Here is a 15,392-nt window from a genome sequence, read left to right as displayed (position 1 = left end):
CAGTTAGTGCAACAAAAGTTAATATCAGCTGACCACCAGTTGCATTTTTAGTTTTGAATAAACGAAAAAGCATGATTCCTGTAAGTGCCAAATGAATCAACAATACAATGTTTACGAGAAGTCTTTTGTCAATTTCCATAGGCTACAAAGATACATTTTAGACTGCAATTAGTTCAAAGTAATTGGCGTTTGATGTTCATGACTAGGCGAAGCTAATTTTAATTTGTCTGTAGGTTTCTTAGAATTCATTTTTTCCTTATTAATGACAATGTGAAAGGTTGTACCAATGCCCTCTTGCGAATTGACAAGAAGCGACCAGCCTAAGCTTTCGATAAAATCATGACAAAGTAATAAACCAATCCCAGCACCTTGTTCGTTTAAAGTACCTTTAGTACTTTTTCGAGAGGTATCGCTTACAAACATATTATTCAATTGTTCTTTTGAGATCCCTACTCCATTATCTTTGATATAGAAGTTCCAATCATTACCATTATCTTTTATACCGATTTCAATTTCTTTATAAAAATCACTGTATTTAATAGCGTTATGTAGTATATTTCTAATCACAAATTCGCAACGCATCTCATCACCCCAAACTATAAAATTTGATGAAAGATGATTGGTGATTTTCAGTTGCTTAAGGTTAATATTTGTTGAAAGTGTGTGGAGACATTTGCTTACTGTATTAAATAAATTGAAATAAGACCATTTGATTATATTTGATTCCATTTGGGCTTTTGACCAGAATAATAAATCATTCAGCAAATTTGAAGTGATATCCAATTCTTGTTTCATATTTTCCATTAGGTAATCATAATCTTCTTTGGATAGCTGTCTTTCGGCAGACATCTCAACAATCATTTTTAAAGAATTTATTGGAGACTTAAGATCATGAGAAATTATTGAAAATAATTTTGCTTTAAATGCCTCGGATTGTTTCAGTAGTAAATTCTGCTGGTTAAGTAAATTAGCTTGGTCATTTAGTACATTTTTGGATTTTAGTATAGCTTTGTTTTTCTTTCTAAGTTTGTGGACGAGACCGAGTAAAACAAATACGAAAAGAAGTGAAATAATGCTATTAATTCTTATTTTATTTATTTTGTCTTGTGCAATTTCATTTTTCAAAGCTAGATTTGCATTTTCAACTTCTTTTTTATCTGTTTCGTATTTAATATTAAGTTCTTCCCGTACTTTTTGACGAGCTAGTAGGAGGGTATTGTAGTTGCTTTCCTGTAAGGAGTCTGATATTATGGAAGAGTTGGTTTGAAGATTTCTAATTTTATTACGTAGTACAACAATGCTTTCGTCGTGAAAATTCAATATATGAAAAGCTTTATTATTACCTAAGTATAGATACAAATCCTCCAAAATTGATTGAGCCAACTCGTAATCTTTATTAATTACCGCAATTTCACATAGTAGCATTTTGCTACTACCGACTCCTTCATGATTTTTATTTTCTAATGCGAGTTTCTCAGCTTTTTTAGCATGAATTAAAGCTAAATTAAAATCTTTTGACTCAAAATACACATGCGCTAATAGTGTATATGTTTTTTCTAAAGTGCGATCAGTTTTGAGTTTTTCTTTATAATAAATGGCTTCTTTTAAATATTTTATTGCTAAATTTTTATCTGTGTCTTTTTTATTTTCAACAAATTTATCTTTATAATAATTTCCTAAATTATTGCTTAAGCTAGATAATAGTTTCGTGTTATTACTTTTTAACGCATATTCACGGCTTCTCTTATAAAATATAATTGCTTGCTCAAGATCCTGACCTCTATAATAAATATTACCAATATTGAGTAATGTTTCAGCAATTCCTAAAGTGTCTTTTTTTTCTTCTCTGATACGTAATATATTATAATGAAGTTTAGTGCTCTCTTCATGATTATCAAGTATGAACAAGCATACAGCTTCCAAATTCATACAACGTGTCATTAATTGGTGATTGTTTGTTTTTGCAAAATATTTGGCTCCTTCTTGAGCCCATATTAATGCATTTTTGGTGTCACTAGCGTAAAAGTTTCGAGCCAGATCATAGTAAATACTTCCATTTACAGAGTCGGGATTACTTTGTTTTAAAAGTCTAAGTGCACTGTCTACGTTAAGACTTTGAGCAATTAAACTTAAAGAAGATAAAAGCAGCATAAGAAATACCGCAAATACTTTGGTGAATTGATTTGGTGTCATTAACTGGTCAGATGGTAGAGAGTCAAATATAAAAACTAATTTTTGATTTTTCAGTTGATCATTCGTGCTATCTAACAAAAAAAGCTCACTGTTTTGAAAACAGTGAGCTTCTTGATTATTATAAAAAATATCTTAAGCGTGAATATCTCTTTGAGATAATACTTTTGCGCCTAAATATTCTCTGTTTAATCTTGCGATATTTGTCAATTTGATACCTACTGGACATTCAGCTTCACAAGCACCTGTATTTGTACAGTTACCGAAACCTTCTGCATCCATTTGGTCTACCATCGCCTGAGCACGCTCGTAACGCTCTGTTTGACCTTGAGGTAATAATGCAAATTGAGAAACTTTTGCAGATACGAACAACATTGCAGAAGCATTTTTACATGCTGCTACACATGCACCACATCCGATACAAGTAGCTGATTCGAAAGCTTCGTCAGCTACAACTTTAGGAATAGGAATTACGTTTGCATCAGGAACACCACCTGTATTTACATTTACATAACCACCAGCTTGTTGGATACGATCAAATGCTGTACGATCCACTGCTAAATCTTTCAACACAGGGAATGCAGCAGCTCTCCAAGGCTCAATAACGATAGTCTGTCCATCGTGGAAAGAACGCATGTGCAATTGACAAGTCGTAGTGCCTTGGTTAGGACCGTGAGGACGACCATTAATTACTAATGAACACATACCACAGATACCTTCACGACAGTCGTGATCGAAATATATTGGGTCTTCACCCTTACGAGTCAAATCATCGTTAACGATATCAAGCATTTCTAAGAAAGACATATCATCAGCGATGTCTTTGGCTTGAATAGTCACGAATTGACCTGTTGATTTATCATTTTTTTGACGCCAAACTTTAAGCGTTAAATTCATGTGATTACTCATATCATTTAGTATTGAGTATTAAGTATTGAGTAATGGGATATATCTTGATTCTCATTACTCATTACTCGATACTATTTATAACTTCTTTGTGTTAACTTAACATTCTCGAAAACCAATTCTTCTTTGTGAAGAACTTCTGGTTGACCTTCGCCTTTGAATTCCCATGCAGCTACGTAAGCAAATTCTTCGTCGTTACGTTTTGCTTCACCTTCTTCAGTCTGTGACTCAAGACGGAAGTGACCACCACATGATTCTGAACGATTCAACGCATCGTCTACCATCAATTCACCTAATTCGATGAAATCGGCTACACGACCAGCTTTCTCCAAAGACATATTCATCTCTTCGTTCTCTCCTAATACATTTGCATTAGTCCAGAATTCTTTTTTCAAGTCTTGGATTAAGCCTTTCGCTTTTGTTAAGCCTTCTGCAGTACGTGCCATACCACAGTATTCCCACATGATGTGACCCAATTCTTTGTGAATATCATCTACAGTTTTAGTACCACGGAGTGCTAATAATTTGTTGATGTGATTTTCAACATCTTTACGTGTTTCTTCGAATGCAGGATGATTTTTGTCAACAGGAGCGAAGCTTCCTAAGTTTGCTAAGTAATCACCTACAGTGTAAGGAATTACGAAGTAACCATCTGATAAACCTTGCATCAATGCCGAAGCACCTAAACGGTTAGCACCGTGATCAGAGAAGTTAGCTTCACCTAAACAGTATAAACCTGGTACCGTAGTCATCAAGTTGTAATCAACCCATACACCCCCCATTGTGTAGTGAACAGCAGGGTAGATACGCATTGGTTGTTTGTACGGATTCTCGTCAGTGATTTTGTGGTACATGTCGAATAAGTTACCGTATTTCGCACGTACAGTATCTTCACCCATACGGTTGATTGCATCTTGGAAATCCAAGAATACAGCGAAACCAGTTTTACCAACACCACGACCATCGTCAACCATTTCCTTTGCATTTCGAGATGCAACGTCACGAGGTACTAAGTTACCGAATGAAGGGTATTTACGCTCTAAGAAATAATCTCTGTCATCTTCTTTGATATCAGCAGCTTTCAATTCTCCTTTACGAAGTTTCTCAGCTAATTCTTTTGTTTTAGGAACCCAAACACGACCATCATTACGCAATGACTCCGACATCAATGTTAATTTTGATTGGTGGTCACCTGTAACAGGGATACAAGTAGGGTGGATCTGTGTATAACAAGGGTTAGCGAAGAATGCACCACGTTTGTGTGCTCTCCAAGAAGCCGTTACGTTACAGCCCATCGCGTTTGTAGACAAGAAGAACACGTTACCGTATCCACCTGTACACAATAATACCGCGTGACCTTCGTGCGCTTCAATTTTGCCCGTTACCATATCACGTGTGATGATACCTCTAGCTTGACCGTCGATTTTCACTAAATCCAACATCTCATGACGTGTGTAAGATTTAACTTTTCCTTTGTGGATTTGACGATTCAATGCAGAGTATGCACCTAATAATAATTGTTGTCCAGTTTGACCACGCGCATAGAATGTACGTGATACTTGAGAACCACCGAATGAACGGTTATCCAATAAACCACCGTACTCACGAGCGAAAGGAACACCTTGCGCCACACATTGGTCAATAATATTTACAGAGTTTTCTGCTAGACGGTGTACGTTTGCTTCACGCGCGCGGTAATCACCACCTTTGATAGTATCATAGAATAAACGGAAAACAGAGTCTCCGTCATTTTGATAGTTTTTAGCTGCATTGATACCACCTTGTGCTGCGATAGAGTGCGCACGACGTGGCGAATCTTGGTAACAGAATGTTTTTACATTGTAACCTAATTCAGCTAAAGAAGCAGCTGCAGAAGCACCTGCTAATCCTGTACCTACTACGATAATAGTAAATTTACGTTTGTTGGCAGGATTCACCAACTTCATGTTGAATTTATGTTTTGACCATTTCTCGGCTAATGGGCCTGCTGGTACTTTAGAATCTAACATATCTTTATTTTTAAATAGAGATTACAAACCTTTGAAAAAGAAATACAATGGCATTGCTGCGAATGCAATAGGGATAATCACACCGAATACCCAAATACCTACTGATTTTACGAATCCGATGTATCTTTTGTGGTTGAAACCTACTGTTTGGAATGCAGATTGGAAACCATGAATTAAGTGGAATGCCAATGCAGCCATTGCAACTAAGTACAATAATACGATTAATGGATTTTGGAAAGTAACAGCTACTTGTTTGTACAAGTCTTTAGTTTGGATTGTTTCCACACCGTTGTTTACGAAAATCTTGTACCCGTCGTAATTTGAAGGAAGATCTTCAGAAGCAATAATTTGACGATTTCCAGTAGCGATTTCCGTGTTGTACTCCACGTATGGTGTAGTACCGAATTTGTATTGGAACCAAAAGTGTTGCATGTGTGTAGCTAAGAATACTAAAATAATAGTACCTAAGATACCCATGTTGCGAGAATTCCATTTGCTGTTCGCGTTGCCTGCAGTTTGGTTGTAGCCAACTGGTCTCGCAGCCTTGTTCTTAGCTGTTAAGATTAATGCGTAGACAGCGTGAATAATAATAGAAGCATAAAGTAAGTATGAAACTACTTTGATCGGAGCGAAATTCGTCATGAAAAACGCGTAATTGTTGAATGCATAGCCTTCGTCATTCTGGAACAACTGTAAGTTACCAATCAAGTGAATTACCAGGAACGTACATAAAAATAGTCCTGTTAAGCTCATGATTAATTTCTTACCTAGAGAAGAACTAAATAGCGGCTTTGATTTACTACTCATTATCCTTTAATGTTTAAATTTTTCCTGCAAAAATACCTAATCATTTATTAAAATGACTTTAAACACATAAAAAAGATATAATTTAGAATTGTTCTAAGTAGTTTGTTAAGGGTTAATTTTTATACGAAAAAAGCCATTAATTTAAATGATTAATGGCTAAGTTTTTCATTAGGTATTTTTTACTTTTTTGTAACGATCAATTTGGCTTTGTCATTACCTTCTGCTAAGTCAACAATTAAAGTATACGATTCATCTTGGTTTATGAGTTTACCTGTAAACAACCCAAGGTTTCCAGAATCCCTACCGTTAGTACCGTCACCTATGAAAATAAAGTCACTATCAGTAGAAATTTGTTGGTGTTTGAATTCGCCTCCCCAACCTTTTTGATGGAAAAATTTGAAATTGATATAATCAGTATAGACAGTCACGTTTCCTGTAATAGTGATCTGGTATCTTTTGTTCCCGATAGGAGCCATGCACAAAGCTTTATCCGTATTCCATCCCACATGATTATTTGAGACTTTTGGTTTGCCGATACCATCGCCAATAATCCATACTGCGCCTGTTCCATCCGCATTTAAAGTAGCTAAGTTGTTGCCATTCATAGCTTCTACATTCAAATATTTATGCGTGAAATCAGCAGTAATACGGTATTTACCATTTATTACATTACTCGTGATTTTTTCAGATTGATCTTTAGTAAAGTAATCTGGATCTATCCACCATTCATCAAAATTTTCAATACCGTCAATTCGAATTTCATCACCTTTATTGAGGTTGATATCTGCTCTGTACTGATTATCGTTTACTCTATTGAAGATAGTTCCATTAATTGCGTAAGCAATAATAAATGGAGATGCTTCGTAGGTCAACGTATTGAAATCGATAGTGTAGGTAGTTGAAGATGAATAAGAAAAAGGTATTTCTGCATTACTGCCTAATTGAACTTCATTATTTACCCATCCAAAAATCATTTCGTTGCCATAAGTCCCAACTTTTGGTGCTTTAAGATAACCTTTTACAGCATGTGGTAAATTTTGGGTTAGTGCATAATGATTATCTGCAACCTTAAGTAATTTATATGTCGTAGTACTCGTTATAAGATCCAAATACGGGAAATCAGGACGTGCCAAAGGCAAATCCATATCTTTTACCGTAATTTTTTGACTTATATTTTGCAAAACAAAACGTAATGTAGCATTTCCATTAGGTATATCTTTAAGAAATGGAATGAATATTTTGCCGTTATAATTACCGTTTTCTTTCGTTCGTACAGTTGTTTCAGAAACCATATCGTCCGTGAAAAACAATTGAACTTTCAATGTGGACAAGGGAATGTCACTATCCATTACATCTACATCAAAAGCTAAGCTATCTCCAAAATGGGCTGAAGTAACTTCGTTTTTCAGGGTAATGGTAGGATTTCCGATTTGGTATTCATATTCTTTCTCCGTTTTGCACGAATAAAGAAGCGTGTGGAATACCAAAATACTAAAGAGATATTTTGTTATATGCTTCATAATCTTAGTTTTTCCATTTGTAAGAAACTACTGATTTGGCTGGGATCTCGTAAGAGAAATGGTTCTTACCATCGCTTAAAGTCACTTTTTTGGCTTCATTTAAATCATTTAGCACTACGAAAGCTAACGAATTGTCGGTGTTTTGAAATGCTGCATATTCTAATCCGTCTACTTTATATCCTGTAGTATTGACTCTATAAGCTCCAGGTTTTACCACTGAAGAAAGATGACTTGTGACGTAATAATGTGAGTTTCTAGTAATGTGTGCGTAGTTTTTGCTGTTGATATCTACAGCGCCATAACAGGTTTGGCATCCGCCATCACGATTTGGACCTTTCTCGGTGTCCAATACAAGATTCCACACAATGACAGCTTTACTCCAATTATTTACAGTTCCTAAACCAACTTCTTTCATGTCCTCAGTTAGACGTTTTTGTAAATTGCGACCATCATTCCATTCGCCGATGGAAGTTTCTGTAAATACCAATTCCTTGTCTGGACGTGCGTTATGAATATTTAACAACTCAGATTTGTCACCGCCATAATTGTGGTAAGCTGCACCCGTAATATAAGCTGCTGCCGCAGGATCTTGGTAAATATTTAATGGATAAGATTTTTGATCTTCGATGTTATCATAATTGTAATTGTGGTCAAAAGCATAAATCTTAGTATTCAAGTTCGCACTTTTCAATTGTGGTCCCAATGATTGCTTGATAAACTCTTGTTGCTCTTGCCAAGTCATATACATGGAAGCTGAATTTCCACGATTTAATGGCTCATTTTGGATGGTCACAGATGTGACAGGAATTCCTTCTTTCTCCATTGCTTTAATCCATTCCACAAAATACCAACCGTAATCTTGGTAATGTTTTGGATTCAATTGTCCACTTGTCCATGAATTGAAAGGTGCTAAGCTGGTCAAATTATTAACTTTCATCCAGCGTGGAGCTGTCCATGGCGAACCCATGATTTTCAATTTTGGATTAATAGCCAATATTTCTTTTAATACAGGAATAACATAATTTTTCTCTTCGGATTGCAATCCAAAATTCTCTTTTCCTGGTGTGTCCCAACAGGTATATTCACTCAACGAAAAATCCGAACAGCCAATCGAAATGCGCACATAGCTCATGCCATATCCGTTTTCATCCGAAAATGTTTCGGTAAGAAATTTGGTTCTGTCTTCCTGAGACATCTTCATCAAATTGTAACACGTAGAACCAGTTATAGCAGCGCCAAAGCCTTCCATAGCTTGGAATTTTGTGTCTTTATCTATGTGGATCGTGTTTGGTGACATATTGAATTTTGTGCTAAAATCAACATGTAATTTCGTTAAGTCGTAAGCTTTGTTATTTGTTGTTACATAGAGCGTAACATCTCCTTTGGTGTCACCATTAGTTTCATTTGTTGAAGATGGAGTAAAACTGTCTTGCTGGCATCCTAAAGAGGACAATAGTACAGACAATAGAAATAATTGCATCATATGTTTATAATTTGAGCGTTTCATAATAATTTATTTTAATAACCTGGATTTTGGATTAGGTTAGGATTCTGGTCAATTTTCGATTGTGGAATTGGAAGTCTATAAGAAAATTCATTAAATGGATAAACCAAAGGCTTGCGTCCCGAATCTTTGGCAAATACCGTATTCATAACTTCTTCTACCTTATTCAATCGCACTAAATCAAACCACCTTTGACCTTCAAAAGCTAATTCTAGTCTTCTTTCTTTAAGCAAAGCTTTCAACATACTTTCTTGATTCGCTTTATCAGCGGGTGTCAATTGTGGTAACGATACACGTTGTCTTACTTTGTCAATGATATCGGCTGCCGCTGAAAGATTAGGACTTGATTGCATGATTAATGCTTCTGCTTTGAGTAATAAAATGTCAGCATATCTGATCTTGATGATACTACTCATTCCTGATCTCAATTTAAACATGAATGGATAATTGGATGAAGGATAATAATTGCTCCATGTAGTCGTATAGTACATAATGGATTGGTTCATTCGAATATTGTCACCTTCATTTTGATAAGCTTGTATCAAATCTCTCGATGGTGTAACCCATTTGGCCCAAGTAAAATTCACATCATAATTTGATAAATCGCGACCAAACATCCAACTCGCCCAATTTCCTGCCCCTGGAAAAAACTGTGCTTCAAGTATAGATTCTCTTGTATTTCGTTGCAACACATCTTTATTGTCCGCTGTCAATTGGTAAACATCTGCATAACTCGGATTCAAGTCAAAACCATCTTGAGCCAGAGCGTCTGCGTATTGAATAACCTTTGCGTAATCTTGAATAGGTTTTTCAGCATAGATTTTTGCTAATAAGGCCTTTGCTACGGATTTTGAGAAACGCGTTTTGTCTGTTGGAGCGTTATCTGGTGCATTCGCTAATCCATCGAGCAAATCTGCTTCAATTTGTTTATATGCTTCCTCCTCCGTACTTTGTTTTGGAAAATATTGAGGATATACTTCCGATACGTTTTCGGAGGTAATATCTGGAGCAACTCTCATCACAACTGGTATAGAACCATAAATCCGCACCATATCAAATAAAACCAATGCCCTGAAAATTTTTGCTTGCGCCTTGTATGAACTGATTAATGCCGGACTTAAAGAATTGTCGGCTACACTGTCTATATATACTATTAGTCGGTTTGCGCGGGCGATATCTTCTAAATAGCGTTGCCAATCACGTTCAATAACAGAATTTGAGCCTTCGATAGAATTATTTTCAAAAGGTACTACTTCAGCGCCAGTTGTTCCTGCGTAAGCATTGTCGCTGTGTGCATCAGAAATTAATAATAAATCCAAGTGCCAATGTTCTTGTCTATCTTTTAGCTGTTGATACAATGAGTTTAAATAATTATCAACTGCTGCTCTATCTCTAAATACTATATTCTGACCCTGTTCATTTTCACCTTCGGTAACATCCGAAAAAGAATCTAATGGATCTCGGTTGAGCGAACAAGACCATGTAAGCGTACATAAGAGTATTAAGGCGGTTAATGTTCTAAAATATGTTTTCATGTTCTTACGATTTAAAATTCAAGATTCAGACCTACTACGAATGAACGACTATGTGGGTACGTTCCCCAATCAATTCCTTGCACACTGCCACTATCTCCCCATTGATTTACTTCGGGATCCATTCCTGTATATTTTGTCAAAGTCAACAAATTGCTAGCAGAGAAATAAGGCTGTAATTTTGAGAATCCAATTTTTCTAAGTTTTTCAGCTGTAATATTGTAACTCAATGAGATGTTTTTCAATCTTAAATAACTGCCATCTTCGATGAAATACGTAGAATTCTTGATGTCATAACCAGCTTTGGGAACATCAGTAATCTGTCCAGGAATTTTCCAACGGTCTAGTACTTTGGTAATTTGATTTTTACCATCATACATTCCTTCCATTTCGATACGACTCGAATTGTAGATGTCGTTGCCATATGAGCCTTGTACAAATACACTCAAGTCAAAATTTTTGTATGAAAAATTATTTGTCATACCGTAGGTGAATTTTGGATTTGGATCACCTATATAGGTTCTATCAGAAGAAGATATTTTGCCATCATTGTTCAAGTCCCTATACATTAACTCACCAGTCTCTGGATTTACCCCGTCTGAAATATATCCATAAAACCCACCAAGTGAGCGACCAGGCTCATTTCTTACAACATAGTCGTTTACGATTTCGGAAGTTTTAGCTGCATAATATATTTTTTGAAGCTCTAATTTGTCCAATCTATTCTTATTGAAAGAAATATTAAAATCTGTATCCCATATTAATGCTTTGCGAATGTTTTTTGTTCCTATAGTCGCTTCAAAACCTTTGTTCGTCATTTCGCCTTCATTTCTACGAATAGTACTAGCGATCTGTCCATCAGGCAATGTCGCATACATCAACATATCGGTAGTCTTCTTGTGGTAATAGTCCAATGTCACGGATAATCGATTGTTCAAACCAACAAAGTCAATACCCAGATTAGATTGTGTAGTTGTTTCCCAACGTAAATCTTTTGTTCTGAGGTTGCTTGGACTAATGTTTGGTACAGCATTTTCGAAACCGACTTGAAACCATTGGAAACGTTCGATGTTGTACAATTGCAAGTATGCATAATCACCTAAACCTGATTGATTACCTGTCTGGCCCCAGCCACCACGAATTTTTAAGTCATCAACCCAAGTTTGATCTTCCATGAACGATTCTGAAGATAATCTCCAAGCTGCTGATAGTGATGGAAAATATCCCCAACGATTGGAAGGACTAAGTTTAGACGAGCCGTCTGCGCGCATATTGACTGTCAATAGGTATTTGCTGTCATAATTATACATTGCACGAGCGAAATAGGACATAATTGCCCAATCCGATGCACCACTTCCTGTTCCATTCCATGAGATTTTATTCGCAGCATTTAATGTTTGGATCAGCTCATTACGAAAGTGTGATCCACTGATATAACTGTTTGTGTATTTGGAGTCAGTCCACGAGTTACCCACCATGAAATCTACATTATGCTTGTCGTATTGTTGAGTATAATTTAATGTATTATCCCAGACAATCAAGGTGTTCATGTTTCGAGCATCCGAGGCTGTTCCGAATTGGCTGCGTCCCCAAGCAGAAGTTATCGGATCAAGAAAGGTTGTATTCAAGCCATTTCTACGATCTAAGGTTAAAGCTGTTTTGAAGTTAAGATTCTCCGTAAATGTGATTAACGCATTTCCGGATGCCAATAATCTATTTTCTCTATTCTTATTAAATTTACCACGACTTAGATTTTCTAAGGGGCTGGTAATATTACCAATACCATAAAAGTTGTTGTAGTATTGATTTGGATTCTCTGGATCCCAAATAGGAGCGTAGACAGGTGTATTGATTACGGATAACACTACACCACCACGATTAGCTCCAGTTCCTGAAATAATTCCGTTATCGTTATAATCTGAATAATTGATGTTTGCAGAAATTTTCAGCCAATCGCGAACCTGATTGTCAATATTTCCTCTGAAATGATAACGTTTAAAATAGGAGCTTTCTAAAATACCATTATCGCCTACATAACCAGCAGATAAGTAGTATTTTAGCTTTTCTGTACCCTCAGAAATGGACAGTTGGTAATTTTGTTGAATACCAGTATTATACGCTTCCTTAAACCAGTCTGTATTATCTTTCAATCCATTCGGAAGATTGACAAGACCTATCTCATCTTGTAGTTCTTTATATTGTTCCGTATTCAATACTTGGAAAGAATTGCTAACGATGTTGGACGTATATTGCGCGTTAAGACCAATTTTTGCAACCCCAGATTTTCCAGATTTCGTGGAAATGAGCACAACGCCATTTGCTGCTCTTGATCCATATATTGCTGCAGAAGAGGCATCTTTCAATATTTGGATATCCTGAATATCATTAGGAGCTAAAAACTTGATATTGTCCACCGGAACTCCATCCACTACATATAGGGGAGAGTTGCTGGCGTTGAATGAGGTCGTACCTCTTACACGAATGGACATTTCGCCTCCAGGAGCACCACTTGGTTGTGTTACAGATACACCCGCCGCTTTACCTTGTATCGCTTGACCTACGTTGACAATTGGTCTTTTTTCCAAATCTTTTGTCGATACGGAAGAAATTGCTGTCGTCACATCCTTTCTTTTTACACTACCGTAACCAATTACTACGACATCTTCTAGATTATTAATTTGCTTAATTAATTCAATGGTAATGTTCGATTCATTTGCATTAAAAGTGTAGGTTTCGTAATTCAATGAGCTTACTTGTACTTCCGCATTTACAGACACGTTGATTTCAAATAAACCTTCGCTGTTGGATGAGGTTTTTGAAGTTCCATTTTTCGTGGAAATGGTTGCTCCAGGAATTGCATATTGATTCTCCGCATCAATTATTTTTCCCTTGATCAATCTGGTCTGTTGTGCATACACAGATTGTGCATGTATTACCAATAATAGCAATACAATAACATTAAATAATGGTATTTTTCTTTTCATAAATTGTGATGTAAATATGAATTGGTTATCAATTACAGTCTGCACTGTAAGGCATAAAAGATTCCTTTTTTATGCTTCGATAAAATTAGTTATACGATATTTCATTAAAAACAGGGTGAAGTACATAAGTACTTCGTTTTTATTATAATGAATTGATAATTAGTGTTTTGTTGTTTTTAGGCGCCTAAAAAAAGTACCTTTTAAGGTTACTTTCTATTGATGTTTCCAATGTTTTTGACGAGATTTTCAAATTCATCACGATTACCAATGGCTTTATTTCTGACCTTTGTTCGGTAATTGTATACCGTCCGTAAAGAATAGCGAAGGAAGCTAGCAATCTTCACGCTGTCATCAATACCGAGTCGAATAAGCGCAAAAATCCTTAATTCTGTATTTAAGAGCTCTCCTTTTTTAGGAATAATGATTTCGTCTGAGCGCAACAATTTATTGAAGTCATCAATAAACGAAGGATATAAATTCAAAAATATGGAGTCAAAATTATGGTATAATTCAGTGACCTCTTCTTCTATGACCTTAGTTGACTTTAAGTCTGCCAATAGTTCACTAATGAGTTGATTGTTTGCTTTTTTGAGCATACCTTTTCGCATAGAGTCTATCTTCTCAATGTAAGAGGAACACATGTCAAAAAATTGTGCAATATATTCTTCCTTAATATGATTTGATTCCGCTAATTGAATATTGCTGTTATATATCTGCTGATTCATCGCTATTAATTGACTATTTGTCTCAGACAGCTGGGATTTAATAGCTTTTAATTTGTTGAATTGTTTTACAATGAAAATAATTCCACCTATCAGAATTATTGACAGTATACTAATAAGGATAAGATTAATTGTCAATTTTCTGTTTTGGTCATTAATCTTCTTTTGGTAGGAATGATTTATAATTGGATAGAAGGTAGTTCCTTCTATAATTCGGTAACGTACATTGCAGAATATAGCATCTCGAATGGCTTTGTCTATAAGTATGAAAGCTCTATCAAAATCTCCAGAACCATAATAAAACATCGCTAAATCCTGGAGTGATGCATTGTCTTTATTTGCATTTTTGACATCAGCGATAGCAGATTTTATGAGGTAATATTTTTGAAGCTTGGCGTTATTCTCCTGTTTGTATGCAATTCCTAATAAATATGCAATTATCGCGACTTGATGATTGTCGTTAATGTTATCGTTCAATAAAAACTTTAATTCATCAATAGCTTTTGCGCGATTCCCAGAAAACAGTTTTTTTGTCGCATTTTCAATTTTATACAAAAGTTCATTTTTGTCTAAGCAACTTATCAACGAGTCTCTGTATATCTCACTTAATCTGTAAAATTCATTGTTGTTATTACTTTGTCCATAATGGCTGTAAAAAGAGCCGTATGTTTGGTAATACTTGGGTAATATAGCTTTGGCTATTTTAGTGTTATTGATTGATTTAAGAATATTTATTGCTTCTATGTATCGGCCTGTGGTAGAATACAAAGCTGCTAAATCGAGATCCAAAATCGTGTGAAGTGAATCATCTTGAGGAGTTAGCAATTTTTTGCAGTATTGAATGTAATTCAGTGCAGAATCGGATTGCAACTTAGCGTATTGCGTCGCTATTTTGTAATTTATTGCATAAGATTCATTTCTGTCAAGATATTTTCCAGTTCGCAATTGTTGCTTTAAATTATCTATGTCATCTAATCTTATTCTATGGTAGTATTCTCCTTTATTTATAGCATTATCTAATTCTTTCTCCAGACTTTGTAGGTCCTGAGAAAATACGAACGAGGGAATGAATACAAATATTAATAAAATAAGCTTAATCATAAGTATAGGTATCTACAGCTATTATCAGATAGATTCAAAGTTTGAATATAGATATTACAGCCATAATAAAAACAAAAAAGCGCAAAATATTTGCGCTTTTTACTCTTTATAAATATA

The 15,392-nt window shown here is 35.5% G+C and carries 9 protein-coding genes; all 9 read right to left on the bottom strand.

The features are described 5' to 3' along the window. Window positions 1-168 precede the first annotated feature (168 nt). Window positions 169-2,271, bottom strand: a complete 2,103-nt coding sequence (locus tag FLS47_RS11435) for a tetratricopeptide repeat-containing sensor histidine kinase (protein ID WP_149914508.1) — start codon at window positions 2,269-2,271, stop codon at window positions 169-171. Between the two features lie 54 nt (window positions 2,272-2,325). After that, window positions 2,326-3,099 (bottom strand): succinate dehydrogenase/fumarate reductase iron-sulfur subunit, encoded by a 774-nt coding sequence (locus FLS47_RS11430; protein ID WP_204987492.1) that lies wholly within the window; start codon window positions 3,097-3,099, stop codon window positions 2,326-2,328. Between the two features lie 71 nt (window positions 3,100-3,170). Next, window positions 3,171-5,105: a fumarate reductase/succinate dehydrogenase flavoprotein subunit gene (locus FLS47_RS11425; RefSeq protein WP_149914507.1), complete on the bottom strand. Its 1,935-nt coding sequence runs from the start codon at window positions 5,103-5,105 to the stop codon at window positions 3,171-3,173. Between the two features lie 21 nt (window positions 5,106-5,126). After that, entirely contained in the window at window positions 5,127-5,912 is a 786-nt protein-coding gene (locus FLS47_RS11420; protein ID WP_149914506.1) for a succinate dehydrogenase cytochrome b subunit, read from the bottom strand. Window positions 5,913-6,091: 179 nt separating this feature from the next. Continuing rightward, window positions 6,092-7,432, bottom strand: coding sequence for a DUF5125 domain-containing protein (locus FLS47_RS11415; protein ID WP_149914505.1), 1,341 nt, complete (start codon window positions 7,430-7,432; stop codon window positions 6,092-6,094). Window positions 7,433-7,436: 4 nt separating this feature from the next. Then, a complete protein-coding gene (locus tag FLS47_RS11410) occupies window positions 7,437-8,915 on the bottom strand; it encodes a glycoside hydrolase family 30 protein (protein WP_223225252.1) in 1,479 nt (492 codons plus the stop codon). A gap of 35 nt (window positions 8,916-8,950) precedes the next feature. After that, window positions 8,951-10,471, bottom strand: a complete 1,521-nt coding sequence (locus tag FLS47_RS11405; RefSeq protein ID WP_149914503.1) for a RagB/SusD family nutrient uptake outer membrane protein — start codon at window positions 10,469-10,471, stop codon at window positions 8,951-8,953. A gap of 11 nt (window positions 10,472-10,482) precedes the next feature. Next, window positions 10,483-13,452, bottom strand: a complete 2,970-nt coding sequence (locus FLS47_RS11400) for a SusC/RagA family TonB-linked outer membrane protein (protein ID WP_149914502.1) — start codon at window positions 13,450-13,452, stop codon at window positions 10,483-10,485. Window positions 13,453-13,658: 206 nt separating this feature from the next. Then, a complete protein-coding gene (locus FLS47_RS11395; RefSeq protein ID WP_149914501.1) occupies window positions 13,659-15,275 on the bottom strand; it encodes a DUF6377 domain-containing protein in 1,617 nt (538 codons plus the stop codon). Between the last annotated feature and the right edge of the window lie 117 nt (window positions 15,276-15,392).

This window comes from Sphingobacterium cavernae (genome assembly GCF_008520265.1).
In the GTDB taxonomy this organism is placed as follows: domain Bacteria; phylum Bacteroidota; class Bacteroidia; order Sphingobacteriales; family Sphingobacteriaceae; genus Sphingobacterium; species Sphingobacterium cavernae.
Note: the sequence above shows the minus strand (reverse complement) of the source record. Positions and strands in the feature narration are given on the sequence as shown.

Coding starts and splice junctions, on each gene's coding strand:
- FLS47_RS11430 (WP_204987492.1), bottom strand. CDS start 3,099: ATGAGTAATCACATGAATTTAACGCTTAAAGTTTGGCGTCAAAAAAAT.
- FLS47_RS11425 (WP_149914507.1), bottom strand. CDS start 5,105: ATGTTAGATTCTAAAGTACCAGCAGGCCCATTAGCCGAGAAATGGTCA.
- FLS47_RS11420 (WP_149914506.1), bottom strand. CDS start 5,912: ATGAGTAGTAAATCAAAGCCGCTATTTAGTTCTTCTCTAGGTAAGAAA.
- FLS47_RS11415 (WP_149914505.1), bottom strand. CDS start 7,432: ATGAAGCATATAACAAAATATCTCTTTAGTATTTTGGTATTCCACACG.
- FLS47_RS11410 (WP_223225252.1), bottom strand. CDS start 8,915: ATGATGCAATTATTTCTATTGTCTGTACTATTGTCCTCTTTAGGATGC.
- FLS47_RS11405 (WP_149914503.1), bottom strand. CDS start 10,471: ATGAAAACATATTTTAGAACATTAACCGCCTTAATACTCTTATGTACG.
- FLS47_RS11400 (WP_149914502.1), bottom strand. CDS start 13,452: ATGAAAAGAAAAATACCATTATTTAATGTTATTGTATTGCTATTATTG.
- FLS47_RS11395 (WP_149914501.1), bottom strand. CDS start 15,275: ATGATTAAGCTTATTTTATTAATATTTGTATTCATTCCCTCGTTCGTA.